Raw genomic sequence first — 23,547 nt, 5'->3', positions numbered from 1 at the left:
AATATAAGCTTTCTCACAGCCCTAAAAAAGAAAATATTATAATATTAGATTTATTTCGCATGCTAACCAGGCTCTTGCAACCCCGCCTTGAACTTACCAGACCTCAGCACTTCCAGAAACGCCTTTACGGCAGGCTTAACTACCACATCTTTCTGACCATGAAGTCATACTCCTCCGCCATTCGAGTTCGCCTTATACGTGGTAGGACTGCGTACTATTGAGAGCCTGAATAATTACAACTCCGGATCCGACATGACCACTCTCCTGCAATGTATAGGACCATGGAGCTACCTAATCTCTATAGGCCTCACTTGCCTCCTCACACTTTGTATGTGGTACATGCTCTACGAAAAAAGATTGAAAACATACAGCCCCAAAAATTCGGCGCCAGAGATATAAAAAAGAAGGGGGGCGTAAAAGCCCCCGCATACCTATTTACTTTTACTTTCCGCCCTTCTTGGTGTAATAGTAGACGCCTACTACACCTGCAACAACAAGAATGAGCAGCAACAGAAGCCACCAGTAGTCACCGATAGACGTCTGAGCCGTAGTAGTCGGCACCGGAGACGGTGCAACGGTCGGCTCTACAGTCGGAGTCGGAGTGGCCGGCACCGGCGTGGCCTCAACCGTGGGCTCCGGGGTCGGAGTCGGAGTAACCGTAGGAGTCGGAGACGGGACCTCTGTTACACGCACGTAGAACGCGCTCATGTCAATCGTAGCAGGATTTCCTCTCGGCGTAGCAGTCGGAGTCGGCGTCACAGTCGGAGTAACCGTCGGCGTCGGAGTCACAGTCGGCGTAGCAGTCGGAGTCACAGTCGGCGTAGCAGTCGGAGTCGGCGTCACAGTCTGAGTCGGCGTCACAGTCGGAGTCGGCGTCACAGTCGGCGTCACAGTCGGAGTCGGCGTCACAGTCGGAGTCGGCGTCACAGTCGGCGTCACAGTCGGAGTCGGCGTCACAGTCGGCGTAGCAGTCGGAGTCGGCGTCACAGTCGGCGTAGCAGTCGGCGTAGCAGTCGGAGTCGGCGTCACAGTCGGCGTAGCAGTCGGAGTCGGCGTCACAGTCGGCGTAGCAGTCGGAGTCGGAGTCGGCGTCACAGTCGGAGTCGGCGTCACAGTCGGCGTAGCAGTCGGAGTCGGAGTCACAGTCGGCGTAGCAGTCGGAGTCGGCGTAGCAGTCGGAGTCGGAGTCACAGTCGGCGTAGCAGTCGGAGTCGGCGTAGCAGTCGGAGTCGGCGTCACCGTAGGAGTCGGAGTCACAGTCGGCGTAGCAGTCGGAGTCGGCGTCACAGTCGGAGTCGGCGTCACAGTCGGCGTAGGTATTGTATCCAAGGTTATAGTGAACCACGGGGTTGTTGCGTTGAGTTCCATACTCTTCGTCTTTAACAATGCTCCAGTTGTATCAGTTACCTTAATTACATAAATACCATGAGGTACCTGGTTCATAGTTACCTTACTGCTAGTGGTAGGATTGTTACTATGGACTAGCTGAGTAATTCCGTCACTAAGGTATACAGTTATAATAATACCGCTGGCCGGGCTATTATCTGCATTTACTACTTCGATCTTCAGATTTGCAGTATTTGGCGCTGCGGTTGCAGGTACTAGCAGCGCCGGCGCCAGCACAGTGGCGAGCGCCGCCATTACGATTATCATTACGATCCATATCTTTCCAGTCAGGCTGGTTTCTTTCTTCATGCTATATTTCCCCCCATCGTTATTTCGCATCTACCTGGCAACCGTCAGTTAAATTACCCTCATATATGCGGTAACCCATACTACGGCAAACGCCAAATAAACGAGTTTTTTCGTAATTACCAATTAGTAATTAGACCTTTATAATCTTTCTGATCGAAGTGAAGGCGCCAAATAAAAGGAAATATAGCTTATATAAACACCACATGAATATAAAACTTCAAATAAGTCGCTCTGTTATCGAAATAGCCTAAAAGGATAATTGGGAAGAACCATGCCCCCAATCCGAGGAGTAATCAGTTATATAAAATAAGCTTGTTCACATAGTTTACTCATTCCCAGTGGATGGATAATCAGGCCTTGTTACTATCTGCCATATATCCAGGGATGAGGCCTGTGCCAGAAGCCGATAACACAACTATCAGACCCCATCTCTTAACTAGAAATGATTCGTAATCATTAGATCTTTAGCCTGTATCCCAGATTTTGGAGCTCCGCGTCAAATTCCTTTGACTTAAGTATCTCAAGGAAAGCCTTTGTAGCAGGCCTATCCAGGACCTCTTTCCTGATCACGAAATCGTACTCCTCGTCCCTCAAAGGTATGAAGTCCAGCCTGTTCTGGACCGCTACTGTTTTAATCCCCAGGCCCGCGTCCGCCTTGCCGGCAATGATCGCCGCAGCAACGGCACTATGTGTCTTAGCCTCCACGTCATAGCCCCGGATTGACTCGATCAGCTTTTCGAAGGGCACACCCTTCTCTGCTGCCAGCTTCCGCAGTTCCATGTCGAACAGCGTCCTTGTACCAGACCCTTTAGTCCGGTTGACGATCCGCTTTCCGGGCAGGTCAGCGATTCCCCGGATGTGCAGGGGGTTACCCCTGGCCACGATGATCCCCTGCTCCCGGATGTAGCCCTTAACCAGGGTGGCGTCCCCGATGCCCAGCGACTTCAGGAAGGGCTCGTTATAGACGCCGGACTCGTCGAGCAGGTGTACCCCTGCCACGTCGGCCACGCCTTTGCGGATGGAGCGGAAGCCGCCCAGGGAGCCGACGTTGATCGACCTGACGGTGAAGCCTTTCTCCCCCATAAGGTCCGTGATCACATCGATGCCCAGGCAGTGGCTGCCTATGATGAGCAGGTCAGGGAACGAGATGACTGGAGAGAACAGCCTCACCTCTACTTCGGAGCCTTCCTCGATCACGTGGACGTCCTCACCGATCTCCACGTAGCCGTCGGCGTCCCTCAGAGACGTCACTGCGCCTGATCCCTTTTCTATCGGGTAAGCCGCCAGGCCGTCCTTTGTCCTGGTAAGGCCTACCGGCTGGAGGACTTCCCTGCCCGCCTCGGACTGGAGGGTGAGGGCCATCTTCGCCTTAACTGTGGAGCGCTCCGGTTCCGGGTGGCCGCTCATGTGCCTTATCAGCGGTGCGGCCACTTCGTTGAAGATGGTCAGCGCCGAGGAGGGGTAGCCGGGGAGTCCGATGAAAGGCCGGCCGTTGGCTTCGCCTATGATCGTGGGCTTGCCGGGCTTGATCTTGATGCCGTGGACGAGGACTTTGCCTACTCCGCCCACGGTGGAGAACATCATGTCCGACGCTCCGGCGGAGGTGCTGCCCGAAGTGAGAACCAGATCTGCCTTTGTGCTGGCGTCCAGCAGCGCTTTGCGGAAAGCGTCGGGCTCGTCACGGACGATGCCATAGTAGCACGGCTCGCCCCCGTTCTCGATGACTCCCGCTCCGACTGCGTAGGCGTTGACGTCGTAGATCTGCCCGGGCTTCAGCGGCTCGCCCGGGGAAGCGATCTCGTTGCCGGTGGAGATGATGGCGACCCCTGGCCTGCGGTACACTGGGACCTCTTTTAGACCTACCGCAGCGAGGACGCTGATCTCTCTAGATGTGAGCCGTGTGCCCTTCCTGAGCACCAGCTCGCCCTGCATGACGTCGGCGCCTGCATGCATGACGTTCTCCCCGGGGGAAACGGGCTTTCGTATGTTGACAGTGTCGCCCTCGGTGTCCGTCTGCTCTACCATGACGACCGCGTTGGCCCCTTCGGGCATCATGGCGCCGGTGGCGATCTCGACAGCGGTGCCTGGCTCGACCTTCACAGCGGGCGTGTCCCCTGCGTGAATGATGCCGGCGATCCTCAGCGATCTGGGCTCTGCCTCATCTGCTCCCCATGTGTCCCTGGCTTTGACTGCAAAGCCGTCCATGGAGGCCCGGTCGAACCCGGGCACGTCTACCCTGGATGCGATGTTTCGGGCCAGGGTGCGGCCGTAGCACTCAGGAAGGGGCACCTGCTCCTCTGCCGTTTTGTAGAACGGAAGCAGCGCCTTGCGGGCGTCTTCCAGCGACACCAAGGTGCGGAATTCTTTTCTGCTGCTGTTACTCAAGGTAAACGACCTCCACGGTCTCGCCTGAATCGTAGCCTTCCAGGTCCTCGGGCACGATCACGTACCCGTCTGCCAGGGAGACGGAGCTGAGAATGCCCGCGCCTTTAGTGCGGAGAGGGGTGGCCTTGCCGTCTTCGACGGAGACGCGGGTGTAGGTCCGGTAGCCGGCCTCAGACGGAATTTTCCTCGTAAGGACTGCCCGCTCAGTTCTGTACCTGGCTGCGGGATAGTGGCCCAGCTTCTTCACGGCCGGATCTACGAAGACTATGGAGTCGATGGCGCATGCCGCCGGGTAGCCGGGAAGGCAGACGATGGGCGTCCGCTTGCCCGCAGTTTCGACGTAGCCCAGCGCCACCGGGCGGCCGGGCTTGATGGCCACGCCGTGGACGAGCACCTTGCCGACTGATGCCACGACCTCTGCGAGCAGGTCCCGTTTGCCCACCGAACTGCCGCCGGTGGTGACTATCAAATCGTAGGCTGTGGCTTCTTTCAGCGCTTCCCGGATCTTATCCCGGTCGTCCACTACGATATCGTGGACCGTGGGCACTCCTCCGTACCGCCTCACGTACAGGCAGTTCATGACGCCGTTGCTCTCGTTCATCTGGCCCGGGAGTGGCTCGGTGCCCCGGGGCACGATCTCCTCTCCGGTCGGTATGATCATGACCCTGGGGAGGCGGTAGACTTCGACCTGCTGCAGGCCCATGGAAGCCAGCAGGCCTGCGTCGGACGGCTTGAGCTGCCGGCCCTGCCTGAAAACTAAGTCTCCCTTGCGCACGTCCTCGCCTCTGAGGCCCACGTTCTGCCCGGGGGACACCTGTCCGAGCACCTCTATGGAGTCGCCCGCTGTCTCGGTGTGCTCCACCATGACCACGGCGTCGGCGCCTTCCGGGAGGGGGCTGCCGGTGTGGACCTGCCTGCACTCGCCGGGGCCGATCCGCTCTCCGGTGACCAGCCTGAGCATGATGCCGGCGTCCCGGCTGCCGCCGAAGGTGTCCTCCGCCCGGACCGCGTAGCCGTCCATCGCGCTCCGGTCGTAGTGGGGCACGTCCCTGGGAGAGAGAATGTCCGCCGAAAGGACGCGGCCGTCACATTCTTCGATCGTTACCTGCTCTACGGCGGCGAGGGGCTCGAAGGAGCTCAGGAAAATATCGAGGGCTTTGTCGATGCTCGTCTTGGTCTGGAAGCCAGATTTCAGAGGCATAATGAAGTAAATGGATTTGATAGCCTTTAACGTTATGGGTTGGAGGAATCCGGCAGCAGCCCATCGAATCCGGCGTTTTTAAATAGATAGCCATCGTAGGGTTTACTGGTGATCATATGAAGGTCGAGTTAAACGTCGATGGCAAGCACATCCCCATGAACAAGTTCGTGCAGAAGATCGTGGGATCTACGATCAAGGGCATGATCGAGACTCTGGACGATGTGGGCGCCTGGAAGAAGCTGGAGATCAAGATCAGCACAGAAGAATAATAAATCCACTTTTTTACCCTGCCCGGAGATATCGGCTACCGCAGGCTGCAGCCACAGATCGCGGTCCGGCGCCTCGCATAAGCATGCAGTAATCGGTGACGATTACGCAAGGTTTATGTATTAATCTGTATCACTTACACGCATAATATAACCGCAACACACACCTGCTTAGGTATTTCCCCTACGGATACACCAGTAGGTCCGGGAGAACGGAAATCCCGAAGCCGCCCGGCCGCACGTAAAATGCCAAAATTTATGTGGCCGGGCATCACATTAACTTTACTTATTGTTGGTGGGCAATGGCATCCAATTATCTCATAGATGGCTTTTTCCAGGCCGTTAATATGATAGCGAGCCTCAACCCCGAGATCATAGGGGTGACCGTGCTGTCGCTGCAGGTATCCGGCACCGCCACCCTGCTCGCCGCAGCCGTCGGGATTCCGGCCGGAGTCTTCATCAGCCTCAATGAGTTCCCGGGCAAGCGGCTCATCCAGAACATTGTCAACACCCTGATGGGACTGCCCCCGGTGGTCGTGGGCCTGCTGGTCTTCCTGACCGTTTCCAGAGCCGGTCCGCTCGGCTCTTATGGCCTGCTGTTCACGCCCACCGCCATGATTATCGCCCAGTTCGTGCTGGTCACGCCCATCATCATCAGCCTGAGCATCTCCGCCACAAAAGCTGTCGACCGCTCCGTGATCGAGACCGCGGTATCGCTCGGCGCCCGGAAGTACGAGACCATGTCCGTGGTGCTCTTCGAGGCCAGGCAGGCGCTGGTTACGGCAGTGCTGGCAGGCTTCGGCAGGGCGGTGGCAGAAGTGGGCGCCGTCATGATCGTGGGCGGGGACATCCGGTGGTCTACCAGGGTGCTGACCACCTCGATCGTGCTGCAGACCAGGATAGGGGACTACGCGATGGCCATAGCGCTGGGGCTGATCCTGCTGGTGCTGTCCTTCACGATCAACTTGATTGTCAACATGTTGCAGAGGGAGAAGCGATGAGCGGCCTGTCAGTCAGAAACGTCACTAAAAAAGTCGGGAATAAGGCCATTCTGAAGGACGTGAGCCTGGAAGTGGGCGACGGCGAGATTATGGCGATCCTGGGGCCGAGTGGCGCGGGGAAGAGCACGCTGCTCCGGATCATCAACATGCTCGACCGCCCGGACAGTGGCCGGGTGCTTCTTGACGGAAGGGACATCTGGTCAGGGAACCGGCTGGAGATGCAGCGATCGATGGCCATGGTCTTCCAGAAGCCAGTCGCGTTCTCCTGGAACGTTTATGACAACGTTGCCTACGGCCTTCGGCTGCGCGGGGTCGATAAGGCAGAGATCGATTCGAGGATAAAGGAAGCGCTGGCACTGCTCGACATGACGGGTAAAGAGCGCCAGTACGCCCGCAGCCTGTCCGGGGGAGAAGCCCAGCGGCTCGCGTTTGCGAGGGCGTTCGTGCTCAGGCCTAAGCTGCTGCTGCTCGACGAGCCGACGGCCAACCTGGACCCGGCCAACGTGGCCATCATGGAGCGGGCGATCAAGGATATCAACCAGAAGTACCGGACTACGGTCGTGCTGGTCACTCACAGCATATACCAGGCCCGGCGGCTGTCTACCATGGCTGCGTTCATGATGAACGGCGAGGTGGTAGAGTCAGGCAAAGACCTGATCGGGAACCCGTCCGACCCGAGGACCCGGATGTTCATCAACGGAGAACTGGTATATTAAGCGCGGCGGCCAGTTCGTCTATCGGCAGGCGGTGCCGGCCCTCTTCCAGCAGTTTCCAGTGATCGGGACAGTAGTCATCCGGCGGCGGTGCCGCATAGTTTTTCCTGTACACCCGCTTGAGAGATCCCGTCATGGCGCAGCCCTGATCGTCATCGTGTTCCAGCCCTAAAAGGTGGCCGGCCTCATGGATCAGTACTGTTTTCTCTTCGCCCTCGTCCCGGAGGTTGTTCTTAAAGATCACGAAGGAATCGCCACGATAGCTTACGCCCCCCACCCTGTTGCCCATGTTCAGCTTCGGCAGAGGAGCCGAGGCGTTCACGTAAAACACGTACATGACGGCGTCACCCCTAATCATCCCGGTACGGGCGACGGCATGCTCTTTGATCATCGAGTTCCCGAACTCAACGACGTCGCCTCCGGCGATAGATGAGGGTACTTCTCCGGGCGCTATATCTCCGTATTCCCGGACGGTTACGGCTTTGCCGGTGGCGTTATAGAGGAGCGACTGCAGGTGCGCCAGCGCAGCTTCGGATGGCCTGGCGGATTCCTCATAGTGCACTTCGATGATTATACGGTCATAAGGAGACTGCTCGAAGAGATACACTGGCGCATATGCACCCACCTTCCCGGCCAGGCTTTTATGGGCATACAAGGGAACCGCTGCGGATGACACAGCGATGCAAAGCAGGGCGGTGGCGAGGATTCCGGCCAGCAGCTTAAGGGTCCACCGGGGCATGGATAGTGGTTATATGTGACTGTTTATAGCTTTTAGCCTTTTGTTGCCACAGAAATACGAGGCCATGAACTATATAATTCCTATAGCATGTGGCATAAGCCTTATATAAGCCTCGAGATACAGACTTGCTTACTTTTTTCTAATTTATCTTTTGAAATTTACCCATATAAAACTTGGGAAAGCTTTATATGCGATTGATACTTGAATGTATAATAATCGTAGTTATACGATATATGCGGGGGGCATAGCCAGTGACAGACTTACATATACCATACAGTGGACATTTTAGTGCCGGTACTACTCAGTGCGCCTATGACGAAGAGCCCTGGCCGGCAGCAGACGTTCAAGTCTCAGAGCATACAGTGGACTCGGAATTTTTAGATGCCCTGTGCAATGGTGTCATCATCGTGGGCGACGACCTGAAGATCGCTTCCCAGAACTACATCTCCCGGGTCAACATGGGCGACCTCAGGGGCCAGGACTGCTTCAGGGTCCTCGAGAACAGGGACTCCCCTTGCGAGCACTGCCCGAAGTTTGGCGGCTCCGGCGGCGACTTCGAGACGTCCATGCGGTGCGCAGGCGCTTCTTGCACTCTGTATGAAGTTCGCATCTACCAGTCTGAAGACGGCAGCATCGCAGAGGTTTACCCCAACATGATCGACCGGGATGCGCTGCTAAAAGACCTCCACGCGTACGATGAAGAAATGCAGTTGTTGCAAACCGTGGTGGAGAACGTGCGCACGGCCATCATGGACAATGAAGTATAAGTGAAGTAAAGTAAATAAAGACCTTTTTAAATTACCTGTAAAAAGGATGCGGGTAAGCCCGTTTTTTATTGGCCCGCCGTTATCCGATGACGGTGCCCTTTGCCTGCTCGAGCCTGGTGGACAGGGTTTTGATGAGCTGCAGGTTCTCGGGCTTCTCGTTGCTGGAGACCTCGACGATCTTCAGGATGTACAGCGAGATCTTGATGCCTTTCTCGGTGAGCTCGTAGCCCTCGTCGTTCGGGGACTTGGATACGATGCCCGAGGTGATGAGGGTCTTGAGGACTCTGTTGAGGATGCCGGGGTTGAGCTTGGTCTCGAACATGATTTCAGTAAAGCGCTTCTGACCTTTGCCAAGCGAGGCGAGGACTTCCATGGTCCCGGCGTAAGAGATTGTTTTGAGTATTTCCATAGGCATACCAGCATATATTAGTTTAATGCAGCAGGAACCAGGCGGAGCAGCAATAGTTTGGGGGGGTATATAGCTTGCGACTTGTATTGCCGAGTTCCTGCTGCGTTAATAGTAACTAAGCAATATGGGCTATATATACTGGTACAACGGTAGTGTACATACAGATTGTACAAAACATTTATAAAAAAGGGTAAATTCTACATATATTTCTGCAATATGGCCAATATTAACAGAATTTTTTGAATATAGAGCAACATTTATATAATACTCCTGCAGGGACTTGAAGCCTGTCACAATACGTAGAACTATCCGGCCCCGGTGGCCGAATCAGGCGGCTGTAGCCCCTCCAGCAGTTGGTCATCAGGCCTCCGTTATTGGCGGCAAACGTTCAAATACTTAAAGCGTCTTTTCGGTATGGTGATCAAATGGAAATGAGGGATCGTTTTTTACCAGGATTGTATAAAACCCGTACAGAATAGGAAAGTAGAGATTTTTGATACGACTCTCCGTGATGGGGAGCAGACGCCCGGCGTGTCTTTCACGCAGGACAAGAAACTTGAGATCGCCCGTGCCCTCGACCGGCTCGGGGTGCAGGTCATCGAAGCTGGTTTTCCGATATCTTCCGCAGGAGATAAGGCCTCTGTCAAAGAGATCGCAGGCCTCGGGCTGAATGCCACGGTCTGCGGGCTGGCGAGGGTCATCAAGGCCGATATCGACGCCTGTATAGACGCTGACGTAAGCATGGTACACACCTTTGTGTCGACATCGGACATCCAGCGGATCAACACGATCAAGAAGTCCCGGGAAGAAGTCATCGACATCTCTGTAGAGATGGTGGAGTACATCAAGAGGCACGGGCAGAAGTGCCTGTTCTCCGCGATGGACGCGACCAGGACCGACGTGGACTACCTGCTCCAGGTATACAAGGCTGTAGAGGATGCTGGCGCAGACGCGATTAACGTACCGGACACAGTAGGCGTGGCGGCGCCCCCGGCGATGCGCTGGCTCGTGGGGGAGATCAGCAAGACAGTGAAGATCCCGATCGCGGTACACTGCCATAACGACTTCGGACTGGCGGTGGCCAACAGCCTCGCCGCAGTCGAAGGAGGCGCTTCCCAGATCCAGGTGACGCTGAACAGCCTCGGCGAGCGGGCGGGCAACGCGGACATGGCCCAGACAGTCATGAGCCTCGAAGCGATCTATGGCGTGAAGACCGGCATCGATACGAAGCACCTCGTGGAGACCGCCCGCCTGGCGGAGCGCTTCTCAGGGGTGCCGCTGGCGCCGACCTTCCCGGTCGTGGGGGCGAACGCCTTCTCGCACGAGTCGGGCATCCACAGCCACGGCGTCATTAAAGAGAGCAAGACCTTCGAGCCGGGCATCATGACGCCGGAGATGGTCGGCCACATGCGCAGGCTGGTCCTCGGCAAGCACACGGGCAAGCACGCGGTAAAGAAACTCCTCAACGACGCGGGACTCGATCCCTCCGATGACGAATTGAACCAGATCCTGGAACGTGTCAAGGACCTCGGGGACAAGGGCAAGAAAGTGACGGACGTCGACCTCTACGCGATTACCGAAGCGGTGATGGGCGACGTGGCCGCTGCAGAAAAGCGCATCGTCCTCGAAGAGCTGTCCGTCATGTGCGGCAACAAAGTCACCCCTACGGCCACAGTCCGCGTCACCGTGGACGGCAAGTCATACACAGGAGCCATGACAGGCATCGGCCCGGTGGACGCCGCCATGAAGGCTGTAGAGCGCATGGTCGACGGCAATGGCATGCGCCTCCGGGACTTCAGGATAGAAGCGATCACCGGCGGCAGCGACGCCATGGCAGAAGTCATGGTGGGCGTGGAAGACGGCAAAGGCAGGATGGTCACCGCCCGGGCGGCCCGGGAAGACATCGTCCAGGCCTCGGTAGAAGCGCTCATCAGTGCCATGAACCGCCTCGCCGCCAGACCCGGAAATGGTTAGAGGAGAGGGGCTTACCCACGCCCCTTTCGGTTTTTATTTTTACATTAAATATAAAATATAGCGGAGAGGTTATTGTTTTGGCGCTTATCCGCAAATAGCTTGCGTCACCCTTATATGTGCAGGAAAATAACCCCACATTAAGACCCCCAATAAATATTTATATTCACGTATCGGGAGATTAAGTGATGACACCTATTAAAAATTCTATTATCTCACCTATTAAAAATCCGTTCAAGCTCGACAAGATTAAGAACACTTTTCTCAAGGACAAAGGCCGCAGGAAAGGCATTGCGTTACTGGTCGACGGCCCCAACATGCTCCGCAAAGAGTTCCAGATCGACTTAGAGGTAGTCCGCGACATCCTCAAGAGGTACGGCGACATCAAAGTAGGCAAAGTCTTCCTCAACCAGTACGCCTCCGACAAGCTCGTGGAAGCCATCGAAAACCAGGGCTTCGAGCCGATCGTGGGCTCCGGCGACGTAGACGTACGCCTCGCCGTCGACGCCATGGAACTAGTCTTCAACCAGCACATCGACACCATCGCCATCGTCACCAGAGACGCCGACTTCAAGCCAGTCCTCTCCAAGGCCAGCATGTACGGCAAAGAAACCATCGTCTTCGGAGCCGAGCCCGGCCTCTCCATCGCCCTCAAGAACGTGGCCGACTACGTCATCGTATTCAACGGCACCGAGTGGATCGAGGTCAACAAGCTCGCGACTGAAGAATTAGAGGCAGAAGTAGAGGCTGCGCCCCAGTAGGCTCTTTTTATCCCGTACCAGTACGGTGCAGCAACTTTAGAAAACGGAGAGCTATGTGGCTATTTACCGCAGAGACTCTCGGAGAACGGTTCAGCCGCTCTTTTTAGACCCTTTCTTCGCGGAGCTCAGGAGCTGGGCGGTGGTCATGTCGACGCACTCTTTTAGGGCCCGGTCGAGGTCGCCTTTGACGACGACGCCGGCTGCCGCCGCGTGGCCGCCGCCACTGCCGCCGAACTTTTTGCCGACTTCCTCGAGGAGCCGGGAGAGGTCGAGGTCCACGCCCCGGCGGACCCGTCCGGAGATGCGCTTTTCGCCCTCCTTCTCGGAGCCGACCAAAGCCACGTCGGCACCCAGGCTGATGAGGGAGGTGGCGGACTGGGCACCGAAGGAGCTGACTCTGGTATCGACGACGAGGAGATCGCCTACCCGGTGCAGGTTCAGCCTTGACGCTGCCTTCAGCGTCGCTATGCGGCAGGAGAGGTCGACGGGCACGTGGGACAGGAACTCGGAGACGTCGGCGTACCTGATGCCGCCGGCCTGCAAAATCTGGCCGACTATCCCGAACACGTGGGCGCCGGCGTATCTGAAGTGCCCGGTGTCGGTCACTATGGCCAGCACCAGCACGAAGGCGACCTCGGCGTCGATGGGCAGGCCGTTCTCGTGGTACAGCGAGTAGACGAGCTCGCCTGTGGAGGATGCGATGCGGGCGTAGGAAAGCTGGCAGTGCTCGTGTAGGTCACCCGGGGTGTGGTGGTCGATGATGGCACACCTGTCGATGGTTTTATAGCCGGTCTGAACCAGCGTGGAAGTGTCTACGACCACGACGATGTCGTATTTTTTCAGGTCCGGGGCGATGACCGGCTCGACTTTCAGGCGCTCGCAGAGCATGGCCGCCATGGCGCTGGGGCTGTCGTAGACTCCCACGTGGCCGCCGAACAATCGCTGGAGAGCGTAGGCGCTGCCCAGGGAGTCCACGTCCGCGTTCTTGTGGCAGAGGAAGAGGATATTCTGGTACTGCTTCAGGGTCTCGTAAAAGGTTTTTGCATCTGCCGCTGTCATGATCGTATTACCTCAGTAAGTCAAGGGGTATCGCGAGAGAATGAACTGCCGAGGCGATGATGGCTCCCGCTGCACCAGCCTTCTCCATCTGCTCCAGGTCCTGCACGTCCCGGACGCCCCCGCCGACGATCACCGGGTGCCGGGAAATCGATGCGGCATCGCTGAGCAGCCCGAGATCGATGCCTTCTCCTGAGCCTACCCTGGCGATGTCGAGCAGGATGATGCCCCCGAGGTCAAGCTCGTTCAGCCGCCGGACAACCATCATCGGCGACTCCGGGAGGGCCGGGTCTGCCGCCATCATCTGGCCGTGCCTCATGTCGACGCTGACGAGGACATCTCTTGCCTGCAGTGCCTCGATCAAGGACAGCGAAGCCGTCTCAGTGCCCATGATAATGCTGTCCGACACCTTCCTGAGCCGGGCAGCGTCCTCCTCCCGGGAGATGCCCGCGTCTACCATCGTGCTGCTGATCGCAGAGATGTCGGAGATCGTGCTCAGGTGATCCCCTGCCCCAGTGATACGGTCCAGATCTGCGATGTAAGTCTCCTTCGGCCTCATCGTCCGGATCACCTCCAGCGGAGCGGACGTAGTCACCAGCCGGCTGTACTCGTGAATGGGGCGGTACTTTTCCCGCTCCCCCCGGACACCCCGGACCACGACGCCGCCTTTCAGATCACAGGCCAGTATGCAGCGGAACATGACATAGCGTTCAACCTGCTGTTATTTAACTGTTAGTTTTCAAACTTGCATCGGAAATCCCCGGGCAAGCCGGCCATATGAGATTCTACATTACATGCCCGTGTTGATATACGCAACGCACCATATCCGCTGCGCAAAAAATGCTGATCTTATATCTATATGTCAAATCCTATTGGTCTGGTGAACGGGATGACCTGGAGGAACATAACTGGCATACTGCTGGCACTGTTTTTACTGGCAGGTACGCTGGCCCAGATAGCCGGCGCCGCCCCGGCAGGCCCCGTCGAGATATATTACATCTATAGCTATGAGTGTCTGAGCTGCGAGCAGTCCTGGCCGCTGATTGAAGCTGCTATGAATGAGGCTCAGGCGCTGGTCAGCCTGCACAAGTACGACATCAATTCCAGGGAGGGCGCTGCGTTCGCCAGCGCCAGGGGAATATCCACGGTGCCCGCGGTCGTCTTCGACGACGGCTCGGCGATCCTCTTCGAGCACTATCGAGACCCTGAAGCCTTCAGGGCGGCGTTCTCGGAAAAGCTCCGGGAGCGTATCCTGCACGGCATGCCGCTGACGATCGTGAGGAACGCGACGGAGAGCGAGTCCCGGAAAGGCGTGGTGACCGTGAACACCTGCATCACCTGCAGCGGAGACAGGCCGCTTAAGGTGGAGGTTAACACCGGGCTGCCCGAAGGCACCACTTTAATTGCAGGGACAGAGAAGTGGACCGGCTTCCTTCAGCCCGGCGAAAGCCGCCAACTCTCCAGCACCTGCGAGCTGGCTCCCGGCACCCGGACTATACCGCCCATGACAGTGGCTTACGATGACGGTACCGGCATGCGCAGCATGGTCTGGCCGGAGACGACGGTGATCAGACTTCAGGAACTGTCCGCCACAGCAGCCTATATCGCCGGTCTGATCGCCGGGATCAACCCCTGCCTGCTGGCGATCATGGCCTTCATCGGCACAACCGCCATCTCCGATACCGGGCACCGTAAGGCAGTCATTGTCAGGATCATCGCATTCTGCGGCGGCATGCTCGCCGTCTACCTCCTCATTGGAGTAGGCCTGATAGAGCTGATAGAGCGGGTTCCCGCAATAGATATCGTACTCCATGCGCTGATTATACTATTGTTGATCTGCCTGTCGGCGTGGTCCTTTTTCGACGCGTGGCAGACCAGAAGAGGCAAAGACAGCACAGCATTCAGGTCGGTTCTCGACCGGATCAAGCCCTTGTATGTCAGGTTCGGCCTGGCCGCCAGCTTTGCAATAGGAGGGGCCTTCGGCCTCATCAAGATGCCCTGCGTAGGCGGAATATATGTCGCCATCCTCGGCACCATCCTCGAATCGGGCAACGCGGCCCAGGGCATACCACTGCTGATCATCTACAACCTCGGAGTAGTGACCCCGGTGCTGCTCCTCGGAACCCTGATCACCGCCGGCCTCAGCCCCGCGGCCGTCAACCGGTTCAGGCTCCGCCACCGGATCGGGCTGAAGATCTTCACCGGAGCGCTCCTCGGCCTCATGGCTCTCGCTTTCCTGCTCGGGATCATGTGAACGGTGACGAACGCTGCGCTCTGCATAACAGATGATTATGCGACGTGAGACAGCAATACGAACGCTGCGCTGTGCAAAACCTCACAGATTGCACGGATAAGGCAGAATCTGATGATTCTGCCGAGTTGCAGAGATACATAAAATGTTCTGATCGACTTCTCTTATGATTGCTAGTGGTGATCGAATTGTATTAGCGTATTCCTTCTGTGCTATCGTGTAGTAATCCGTGGATTCTGCAGAGGAATCTGTGGAATCAATCGGAATCCGTGGCATCTGTGAGGATTGGCACAGCGCAGCGTTCGACAACGTTCACCCACACAGAGACAACAATAACGAGGCCATGAAGATCACGGGCGGCAAGACTTTTATAAGCTTTACAGCCCCGCACGTGGGGGCGACCATTTTTAAAAATCGCTTAGCATCGAGTCAAAGGACTCGCTTTCCCAGTAACTATTAAATACCAAAACGATATAAGGTGTTGTGCATGAAGCTTCTAGTCAGCCCTATCAACATCGAAGAGGCGATCATTGCCGACACCGGCGGCGCCGACATCGTCGATGTCAAGAATCCTAAAGAGGGTTCGCTGGGCGCAAATTTTCCCTGGGTCATCCAGGCAGTGAAGGCCAGAGTAACCAAGCCAGTGAGCGCCACCATCGGGGATTTCAACTATAAGCCGGGCACCGCCTCGCTCGCCGCGCTGGGCGCAGCCGCGGCAGGAGCCGAGTATGTGAAAGTCGGGCTGTACGACATCCAGACAGAAGCGCAGGCGTACGAAGTCCTGGCAGGCATCGTCAAGGCAGTGAAGACCTATGACAGGAACCGCATCGTCGTGGCCTCGGGCTACTCCGACTACGCCAGGATCGGCTCCATACCTGCACTGAAATTACCGGCCGTGGCACAGCGCGCCGGGTGCGACGTGGTCATGGTCGACACGGGCATCAAGGACGGCAAGTCCACCTTCGAGTTCATGGGCCAGCCGGAACTGCAGGCGTTCGTGGATGCAGCCCACGCCGAAGGCCTCCAGTGCGCCCTCGCAGGGTCGATTAAATTTAAAGACATTCCCGTACTCCAGGAGATCAAGCCCGACATCATCGGCGTCAGAGGGCTCGTCTGCGGCGGCGACCGCACCGAAGCTATCAGAGCCGACCTGATAGAGAAGCTCCGGGCGATGCTCAACTAAAGTTCTATTTTTCACCGTGCAGCAGCCAGCGAGGCCGCTGAGCATTCCCGTGCTATCCATTGTCAATATCGGCCACTGCCGGCAGTATAGGAAACCTATTAATATATGGTCCGGGAATAATCACCCAAAAGGGTATATGGTGATTAACCGTGTTCTCAAAAAAATTAGATGTACCCCTCGGGATCACTTTTGACGACGTGCTGCTCGTACCCAGCCGGTCGTTCGTGGAGCCCGATCACACTGAAGTCAAATCCAGGTTTTCGAAGAATATCAGCCTTAACGTTCCTCTTGTCAGCGCTGCAATGGATACGGTCACTGAGGCCGAGATGGCCATCGCCATGGCCCGGGAAGGCGGCATCGGCGTGCTGCACCGCAACATGTCCAGGGACAGGCAGGTCGAGGAGGTCCGGAAGGTCAAGCGGGGCGAAGAGATCATCATTCGTGACGTGGTTACCGCCAGCCCCGGCCAGACGATCGAGTCGGTCTGGCGGGCGATGAGCGACGAGAACGTCACCGGCTTCCCCATCATCGAGGACGGCAAGCTCGTGGGCATTATCAGCCGCCGCGACATCAGGCCGATCGTCAAGAGTGAGCCGGGCAAGAAGATCAACGAAGTCATGACCAGGAATGTCGTGACTGCTGCCGAGACCGTCACGATTGACGAAGCGATCGACATCATGTACGAGCACAAGGTCGAGCGCCTGCCGGTGATCGACGAGAAGGGCAGCCTCGTGGGCATGATCCTCATGCAGAACATCCTCGAGCGCAGGCAGTACCCCAACGCGAACAGAAACGGCGCAGACCAGCTCAGGGTTGCTGCCGCAGTAGGCCCGTTCGACATCGAGCGGGCGATCGCGCTGGACAAGGCCGGCGTGGATGCAATTTGTGTCGACTGCGCTCACGCGCACAACATGCGGGTCGTCGAGTCGGCGAAGCGCATCAAGAAGATGGTATCCGCAGACGTCGTTGTCGGCAATATCGCCACAGGCGAGGCTGCTCAGGAGCTGGCCAGCTTTGCGGACGGCATCAAGGTAGGCGTGGGCCCCGGATCTATCTGCACCACGAGAATCGTGGCCGGCGTGGGAGTTCCGCAACTGACGGCGATCGCCAGCGCGGTCGACGTAGCGAAGGAGTATGACGTGCCCATCATCGCTGACGGCGGCGTCCGGTACTCCGGCGACATCGCCAAGGCCATAGCGGCAGGCGCCGAGTGCGTCATGCTGGGCAACCTCATGGCGGGCACCCAGGAAGCCCCGGGACGCCTGATCACCATCAAGGGCAGGAGGTACAAGCAGTACCGCGGCATGGGCTCGATGGGCGCCATGGCTGGCGGAGAGTGCTCGGACAGGTACTTCCAGAGCGAGAGAGAGATCGGCAAGACCAAGTTCGTCCCCGAGGGCGTCGAAGGCGCCATCCCCTACAGGGGCACCGTCGCGGACACCATCTACCAGCTGGTCGGCGGCCTGAGGTCTTCCATGGGCTACTGCGGCTGCACGGCGATCAAGGAAATGAGGGAAAAGGCCAGGTTCGTAAGGGTCACCCCGTCGGGCATGAGCGAGAGCCACCCCCACGACATCATGATCACCGATGAAGCGCCCAACTACCCGCTGACGACCAAGTTCTGAGCGCAGGCTGGCGCCTGCGCCCCTAGTTTTTTAAGATAAATATTATAGCCATGTTACGTTTCGGATAGCAGCGGCTCTCGAGACAATTGCACGCCAGTATTATCGCCCACGGTACGCGGGTTTAACCCAGACATGCCGGCCGGATACGTCCAAAACGTATATATACAAGTAATACTAACTCAATGTTAATGATAGTATGGACATGTCATACCTGCTAGATATTCTGGGGAACGAGAACCGCCGGAATATCCTGACGCTGCTCTCGTACCGCCCGTGCTACGTGACGGAGATCTCCGAGGAGCTGAAAGTCTCCCCCAAGGCCATCATCGACCACCTCAAGATCCTGGAGGAGGCGGGGCTCGTGGAGAGCTACCACGACCAGCAGGGGCGGAAGTACTACGAGATCGCCAACAACGTCAGGATAGAGGTGGCGATCTCCCCGATCAGCTTCCAGGTCGAGGTCACCCGGGTGGAGACCGGAGAGGCCGAGCAGAAAACGCTCCGGGACCGCTTCGGGGAGAGCCGGATCAGCGAGGATCTGGCCGGCTCGCTCAAGTACCTCTGTGAGGAAGTGCGACGGCTCAACGAGACAAGCCTCCAGCTGCGAGAAACCCAGAGGTCAGTGCAGGCCATGCTGTCGGAAGTCACGGGCATGTGCATAGAGATCATCAACGAGGTCGCCTCTGACCAGATCGAGGCAGAGGTGCTCTACCTGCTGGTACGCGGCCCCGCCGGCTTCGAGGACATAGCCGAGAAGCTGCACATCCCTCAGACCGTCGTCCGGGCGGAGCTGGCCAGGCTGATGAAAAAGGGGCTCGTGAGATACAAGTCGGGCTTATGGAGCATAGAATAGCATAGCGAACATGGCAAGCGTAGCAAGCACAGGATAGCTTAAGAACCACAAGAAGGAGAGGTGAACAGAAATGGCTGACAAAAACGAAGTCACGCTAAGAGTGCAGGAAGCCTACCACAGAGACGTCGGCCGGGGCATCGCCCGGATCGACATGGAAACCATGAGACAGCTGGGCATGGTCAGCGGAGACATCATCGAGATCGAAGGCAAAGGCGCCATCGCGACTGCTGTAGTCTGGCCTGGCTACCCCAGCGAGGAAGGCAAAGGAGTCATACTCATCGACGGCAACATCAGGTCCAACGCCAGAGTCGGCATCGACGACCGGGTCAAAGTAAGGAAGATACAGGCTAAGAAGGCAGAGCGCATCACCCTCGCGCCCACCCAGCCGGTCAGGATCACGGGCGGGGAATACTACCTGCTGAAGCTTCTCGAAGGCAGGCCGATCTCCAAGGGTCAGGCCATCCGGGTGGAGATGCTCGGCAGCCCCATGACTTTCGTGGTCACCAACACACGTCCGGCTGGCACGGTCATCGCGGACATGAGCACCGAGGTGACCATCAGCGAGAAGCCGGTCGAGGCGGAAAAGGCTGAGAAGACGCCCCACATCTCCTACGAGGACATCGGCGGCCTGCGCAGGGAGATCGGGCTCGTCAGGGAAATGATCGAGCTGCCGCTGCGCCACCCCGAGCTGTTCCAGAAGCTGGGCATCGAGCCGCCCAAGGGAGTGCTGCTCTTCGGCCCGCCGGGCACCGGCAAGACGATGATCGCCAAGGCGGTCGCCAGCGAGACCGACGCTCACTTCATCAACATCAGCGGCCCCGAGATCATGTCCAAATACTACGGCGAATCGGAGAAACAGCTGAGGGACATCTTCAAGGAAGCCGAAGACAACGCGCCTTCCATCATCTTCATCGACGAGATCGACTCGATCGCGCCCAAGCGAGAGGAAGTCACGGGCGAAGTGGAGCGCAGAGTCGTCGCCCAGCTCCTGTCCCTGATGGACGGGCTGCAGAGCCGGGGCCAGGTGGTCGTGGTAGCCGCGACCAACAGGCCGAACGCTGTGGACCCCGCGCTGAGAAGAGGCGGCCGGTTCGACAGAGAGATCGAGATCGGCGTCCCCGATAAGGTAGGCAGGCTCGAAATCCTCCACGTGCACACGAGAGGCATGCCACTAAAGACCCTGAACAGCGTGATAACCAGGTACCTCTCGACCGTGCTGGACGTGAAGGACCTGTCGGACATCATTGAAAGGTCCAGGCTGAACGAACTCCTCGGAAAGCAGCAGTTCATAGAGGAGCTGACAGAGGCATCGACCCTGCGCGGCGATGACATACCGGCGGTTCAGAAGAAGCTCACTAACGTGCTGGAGCACGCCAGCGACTCCGCCTATAAGGAAAGCGGGGAGGCCGCGACGGTCACCGAGCTGAAGCGGAAGCTCCTGGACGCGCTGTTCCAGGTGATGACCAAAAAGGACGAGCAGCAGTTCGCGAAGGATGACGTCGACTACCTCCAGAAAAATATACCCCTGATCGAGAGGGCGACAAAGCAGAAGATCAGGATGGAGGAGGTCAGAGAAAGCGACCTGCTCAACAACCCGAGCTTCATCAAAAGCGTCCTCAAAGGCCTGGGCGCGGGCAGCGATTCCGTCGACAAGATGAGTATCAAGGAGCTGCACCTGAAGCTGTTCGAGGAACTGGACAAGATCAAGCAGAAGGAAAACGAGAAGAACAAGACCAACTTCGTCAACCTGGAGCGGCTGGCAGACACTACCTACGGCTTCGTAGGCGCTGACATCGCCGCCCTCTGTAAAGAGGCGGCCATGCACGCCCTCCGGATGATTATGCCCAGCATCGACATCGAGAAGGAGATCCCGCAGGAGGTCCTGGATGAGCTGCAGATCACCGGCGACGACTTCACCGAGGCGCTGAAGAACATCGAGCCTTCGGCGATGAGGGAGGTCTTCGTAGAGGTACCTGACGTCCACTGGAGCGACGTAGGAGGCCTGGACATGGTCAAGCAGGAGCTGCGAGAGTCGGTCGAGTGGCCGCTGAAGTTCAAGGAAGTTTTCAGCGCCACCAACACCACGCCCCCCAAAGGTATCATGATGTTCGGCCCGCCGGGCACCGGCAAGACGTTGCTGGCGAAGGCCGTCGCCAACGAGTCCGAGGCTAACTTCATCAGCATCAAGGGCCCGGAGATCCTCAACAAGTACGTGGGCGAGTCGGAGAAGGCCATCAGGGAGACGTTCCGCAAAGCGAGACAGAGCGCCCCGACGATCATCTTCTTCGACGAGATCGACGCCATTGCCCCGACCAGAGGCGCCGGGTTCGACTCCCACGTGACCGAGAGAGTCGTGAGCCAGATGCTGACCGAGCTGGACGGCCTGGAGGAGCTACACAATGTAGTAGTAATAGCCGCCACCAACCGGCCGGACATGGTCGACACTGCGCTGCTGCGCCCGGGCAGGCTGGACAGGCTGCTCTACATCCCGCCCCCGGAAGAGGAGTCCCGCCTGCAGATCTACAGGATCCACACCAGAGGCAAGCCCCTCGACAGGGACGTGGACCTGGAGAAGATCGCCCGGGACAGCAAGGACTATGTGGGCGCGGACATTGAAGCCGTATGCCGGGAGGCCGCGATGCTGGCCATCCGGGAGCACATCACCCACGGCATGACTCCCGAACAGGCGAAAAAGGAAGCTGGCAACATCAAGATCAAGATGAAGCACTTCGAGGCCGCGCTGCAAAAGGTCAGGCCCACGCTATCCAGGGACATGCACCAGCGGTACGAAAAGCTGACCGCAGAGTTCGCCAGGCAGGTCGTGGGCACCGGGGAAACGGCCCCAAAGAAGGAAAAGAAAGAGGAAAAAAAGCCGGCGGAGATCAGGACCGCATCCTAGAGGAGGTAGTGTAAAATGGCAGAGAGAAACCCGAGAAAGAGAAGAGACCCCTTCGACATCTTCGGCGACTTCGACGAGATGTTCGAGGAACTGATCAGGAGCATGGAAACAGGCCGCATAGGCCAGGGCGGGCCGTTCTTCTACGGCCGGTCCTGGAGCGTACGCCCTGGAGAAGAGCCCGAAGTGAGGGAGTTCGGCAACATCCGCCCCGGAGAGCAGAGGCTGGAGATCGGCGAACGCAGGCCGCTCGTAGACGTCTTCGACGCCGACGGCACAGTCCACGTTGTGGCGGAGATGCCCGGCATCGAGAAGGAAGACGTCGAGCTCTCGATAGACGACCGTGAGCTGGAGATCAAGGCGTCCCGGGGAGACCGGCAATACCACGAAACCGTAGAGCTGCCCGCCGACGTCGACGACAGCAGCGCGAAGGCGACTTACAAGAACGGCGTCCTGGAAATAACATTGAAGAAGAAGGGCGACAACCGGAAGCGCAAGAAGATCGACGTGGAGTGAGGCGGGCTATCGCCCACTCCCCTACTCTTTTTAATTCCCGGCAGTGGTGAGGCGATTGTTCACCACAGAGGCACAGAGGACACAGAGACGCACAGAGATTTTTCTAAAAAATTTTTATAAATAATGTGATAGTAATCCCTTAATAAGTAAGCCTCTGTGCGTCTCTGTGAATCTCTGTGCCTCTGTGGTGAGTTAGTTAGCTTCTTTGTCGGGTTATCCTTCTCAATGTGTTACATAGGCAGGGACACGATCACGCAAGCGATAATTGTAGAAACTAAGGCATTGAGCACGATGCCGTCGAAGCACCCGAGGCCGCCGACGCTGATGAAGCTGGTGCCGATCTTGCGGAGGCGGGGGATGTTGAGGACGGTGGTGCCGACGATGGTGCCGGTGACGCCTGTGATGATGCTGAGCCGGGCCAGGTTTTCCAGGCCGGTGCCGGAGACGTACAGGGCTATTGCAGAGATCCCCACTGCCAGCAGGGCCGGCAGGTGCATGGGCACGTAGAAGCCGATGCTGCGGGACGGTTTCGACAGCAGGAATACGCCGAGAGAGACGGCGATGATCGACAGGGCGATCGGGAGCACCGGCAGGCCGGCCGCGAGGTAGATGGCGGCGATCAATGCCACGATGCAGCCTCCGAGGTTGAGGGAGACCACGGTGTTGTGGCCGTGCCACACCGGTAAAGTGTACTTGGAGCCGAGGTAGGGCACCGTTTTCTCGGGGCTGTCCCTGCGGCTCTTGAACTCGTGTACTGGCACGTTGAAGATCCCGGCCATCAGCACGGTCAGGTAGAGCACGACCGACTGCAGGACGGATAGTCCGAGCACTTGCTGAAGCAGGGGCCCCGGGCTGATCTCCAGCAGCGACAGGAAGGCCAGAGCCATGAAGGGAAAAGCCAGAAACAGGATGAACAGAGGCACCGATACCGGTAAAAAGAAATAGTTTTTCTTCTTCATTTATGATCTCAGAACATCGAGGCCTTTTTGTCGACAACGATGTAGTCCTGGATCGCGCGCACTGCACCGAAGGGTATCAGCACGAGACCGTCTTCCGTCCGGTAGTTCTCGACATTCAGCGTCATGTCCGGGCGGATGATCAGGTCGATCAGGTCTCCGGTCCTGGGCTCGCAGGTGATATCGTAGAGAATGCCCATCTCAGACCCGTCAGTACCCATTACTTTCTTGTTGGAGAGTTTTTTTGCCATCCATCTTGCCATAAACTAAATCCCTCGAATCCATCTCCTACCCGCCGCTTCG

Annotated in this window: 21 protein-coding genes; 12 read left to right on the top strand and 9 right to left on the bottom strand. The window is 57.6% G+C overall.

All coding sequences use genetic code 11. From position 1 onward, the window contains the following. Nucleotides 1-441: 441 nt before the first annotated feature. The 3 genes from RCI_RS17255 to RCI_RS10670 all read right to left on the bottom strand — a co-directional run bounded on the left by RCI_RS17255 (nt 442) and on the right by RCI_RS10670 (nt 5,281). On the bottom strand, nt 442-1,386 hold the full coding sequence (locus RCI_RS17255) for a hypothetical protein (RefSeq protein WP_197535220.1): 945 nt from the start codon (nt 1,384-1,386) through the stop codon (nt 442-444). Nucleotides 1,387-2,151: 765 nt separating this feature from the next. After that, nucleotides 2,152-4,080 (bottom strand): molybdopterin biosynthesis protein, encoded by a 1,929-nt coding sequence (locus RCI_RS10675; RefSeq protein WP_012036449.1) that lies wholly within the window; start codon nt 4,078-4,080, stop codon nt 2,152-2,154. Continuing rightward, nucleotides 4,073-5,281, bottom strand: coding sequence for a molybdopterin molybdotransferase MoeA (locus RCI_RS10670; protein ID WP_012036448.1), 1,209 nt, complete (start codon nt 5,279-5,281; stop codon nt 4,073-4,075). Before RCI_RS10670 ends, RCI_RS10675 begins: the two co-directional genes overlap by 8 nt. 116 nt (nt 5,282-5,397) lie before the next feature. Here RCI_RS10670 and RCI_RS17190 point away from each other — a divergent pair, with 116 nt between their 5' ends. The 3 genes from RCI_RS17190 to RCI_RS10660 all read left to right on the top strand — a co-directional run bounded on the left by RCI_RS17190 (nt 5,398) and on the right by RCI_RS10660 (nt 7,264). Continuing rightward, nucleotides 5,398-5,550, top strand: coding sequence for a hypothetical protein (locus RCI_RS17190; RefSeq protein WP_012036447.1), 153 nt, complete (start codon nt 5,398-5,400; stop codon nt 5,548-5,550). Nucleotides 5,551-5,894: 344 nt separating this feature from the next. Continuing rightward, on the top strand, nt 5,895-6,548 hold the full coding sequence (locus tag RCI_RS10665) for an ABC transporter permease (RefSeq protein ID WP_231844833.1): 654 nt from the start codon (nt 5,895-5,897) through the stop codon (nt 6,546-6,548). After that, nucleotides 6,545-7,264 (top strand): ABC transporter ATP-binding protein, encoded by a 720-nt coding sequence (locus tag RCI_RS10660; protein ID WP_012036445.1) that lies wholly within the window; start codon nt 6,545-6,547, stop codon nt 7,262-7,264. The genes RCI_RS10665 and RCI_RS10660 overlap by 4 nt, the downstream gene beginning before the upstream one ends. On the opposite strand, the gene RCI_RS10655 is transcribed toward RCI_RS10660, so the two are convergent. Continuing rightward, nucleotides 7,242-8,000, bottom strand: a complete 759-nt coding sequence (locus tag RCI_RS10655) for a matrixin family metalloprotease (RefSeq protein ID WP_012036444.1) — start codon at nt 7,998-8,000, stop codon at nt 7,242-7,244. The genes RCI_RS10660 and RCI_RS10655 overlap by 23 nt on opposite strands. Before the next feature lie 362 nt (nt 8,001-8,362). Here RCI_RS10655 and RCI_RS10650 point away from each other — a divergent pair, with 362 nt between their 5' ends. Further along, nucleotides 8,363-8,767 carry a hypothetical protein gene (locus RCI_RS10650; RefSeq protein WP_048198475.1) on the top strand — a complete coding sequence of 135 codons (405 nt, stop codon included), beginning with the start codon at nt 8,363-8,365 and terminating at the stop codon, nt 8,765-8,767. Between the two features lie 79 nt (nt 8,768-8,846). Here RCI_RS10650 and RCI_RS10645 read toward each other — a convergent pair whose 3' ends face one another. After that, the gene (locus RCI_RS10645; RefSeq protein ID WP_231844832.1) at nt 8,847-9,176 is read right to left on the bottom strand and encodes a winged helix-turn-helix transcriptional regulator; all 330 of its coding nucleotides are present in this window, start codon (nt 9,174-9,176) and stop codon (nt 8,847-8,849) included. Between the two features lie 438 nt (nt 9,177-9,614). Here RCI_RS10645 and RCI_RS10640 point away from each other — a divergent pair, with 438 nt between their 5' ends. Both RCI_RS10640 and RCI_RS10635 read left to right on the top strand, forming a co-directional pair. Beyond that, nucleotides 9,615-11,150 (top strand): 2-isopropylmalate synthase, encoded by a 1,536-nt coding sequence (locus RCI_RS10640; protein ID WP_148266597.1) that lies wholly within the window; start codon nt 9,615-9,617, stop codon nt 11,148-11,150. Nucleotides 11,151-11,335: 185 nt separating this feature from the next. After that, the gene (locus tag RCI_RS10635; RefSeq protein WP_012036440.1) at nt 11,336-11,908 is read left to right on the top strand and encodes a TIGR00288 family NYN domain-containing protein; all 573 of its coding nucleotides are present in this window, start codon (nt 11,336-11,338) and stop codon (nt 11,906-11,908) included. Nucleotides 11,909-11,998: 90 nt separating this feature from the next. On the opposite strand, the gene RCI_RS10630 is transcribed toward RCI_RS10635, so the two are convergent. Together RCI_RS10630 and RCI_RS10625 are read right to left on the bottom strand one after the other, a co-directional pair. Further along, nucleotides 11,999-12,967 (bottom strand): DHH family phosphoesterase, encoded by a 969-nt coding sequence (locus RCI_RS10630; protein ID WP_012036439.1) that lies wholly within the window; start codon nt 12,965-12,967, stop codon nt 11,999-12,001. A gap of 7 nt (nt 12,968-12,974) precedes the next feature. Further along, nucleotides 12,975-13,664, bottom strand: a complete 690-nt coding sequence (locus tag RCI_RS10625) for a HisA/HisF-related TIM barrel protein (protein ID WP_012036438.1) — start codon at nt 13,662-13,664, stop codon at nt 12,975-12,977. Between the two features lie 189 nt (nt 13,665-13,853). Here RCI_RS10625 and RCI_RS15885 point away from each other — a divergent pair, with 189 nt between their 5' ends. From RCI_RS15885 to hsp20, 6 genes are all read left to right on the top strand, one after another. After that, nucleotides 13,854-15,218, top strand: coding sequence for a cytochrome c biogenesis CcdA family protein (locus RCI_RS15885; RefSeq protein WP_052309958.1), 1,365 nt, complete (start codon nt 13,854-13,856; stop codon nt 15,216-15,218). Between the two features lie 484 nt (nt 15,219-15,702). Beyond that, a complete protein-coding gene (locus RCI_RS10615) occupies nt 15,703-16,398 on the top strand; it encodes a (5-formylfuran-3-yl)methyl phosphate synthase (protein WP_012036435.1) in 696 nt (231 codons plus the stop codon). A gap of 149 nt (nt 16,399-16,547) precedes the next feature. After that, complete coding sequence (guaB, locus tag RCI_RS10610) at nt 16,548-18,023, top strand: IMP dehydrogenase (protein WP_012036434.1); 1,476 nt, start codon at nt 16,548-16,550, stop codon at nt 18,021-18,023. 196 nt (nt 18,024-18,219) lie between these two features. Then, nucleotides 18,220-18,876 (top strand): ArsR family transcriptional regulator, encoded by a 657-nt coding sequence (locus RCI_RS10605; protein WP_012036433.1) that lies wholly within the window; start codon nt 18,220-18,222, stop codon nt 18,874-18,876. Between the two features lie 70 nt (nt 18,877-18,946). Next, entirely contained in the window at nt 18,947-21,775 is a 2,829-nt protein-coding gene (locus RCI_RS10600; protein WP_012036432.1) for a CDC48 family AAA ATPase, read from the top strand. A gap of 15 nt (nt 21,776-21,790) precedes the next feature. Then, nucleotides 21,791-22,288 carry an archaeal heat shock protein Hsp20 gene (gene hsp20 / locus RCI_RS10595; protein ID WP_012036431.1) on the top strand — a complete coding sequence of 166 codons (498 nt, stop codon included), beginning with the start codon at nt 21,791-21,793 and terminating at the stop codon, nt 22,286-22,288. A 230-nt stretch (nt 22,289-22,518) separates the two neighbouring features. Here the strand turns inward: hsp20 and RCI_RS10590 are convergent, their stop codons facing one another. Both RCI_RS10590 and RCI_RS10585 read right to left on the bottom strand, forming a co-directional pair. Beyond that, on the bottom strand, nt 22,519-23,247 hold the full coding sequence (locus tag RCI_RS10590) for a DUF1614 domain-containing protein (protein ID WP_048198473.1): 729 nt from the start codon (nt 23,245-23,247) through the stop codon (nt 22,519-22,521). A gap of 8 nt (nt 23,248-23,255) precedes the next feature. Then, the gene (locus tag RCI_RS10585; protein WP_012036429.1) at nt 23,256-23,507 is read right to left on the bottom strand and encodes a PRC-barrel domain-containing protein; all 252 of its coding nucleotides are present in this window, start codon (nt 23,505-23,507) and stop codon (nt 23,256-23,258) included. Nucleotides 23,508-23,547 lie beyond the last annotated feature (40 nt).

Origin of the sequence: Methanocella arvoryzae MRE50 (genome assembly GCF_000063445.1) — an archaeon.
Lineage (GTDB): Archaea > Halobacteriota > Methanocellia > Methanocellales > Methanocellaceae > Methanocella_A > Methanocella_A arvoryzae.
The sequence above is the reverse complement of the archived record's forward strand: the minus strand, read 5'-3'. Positions and strand labels throughout refer to the sequence as shown.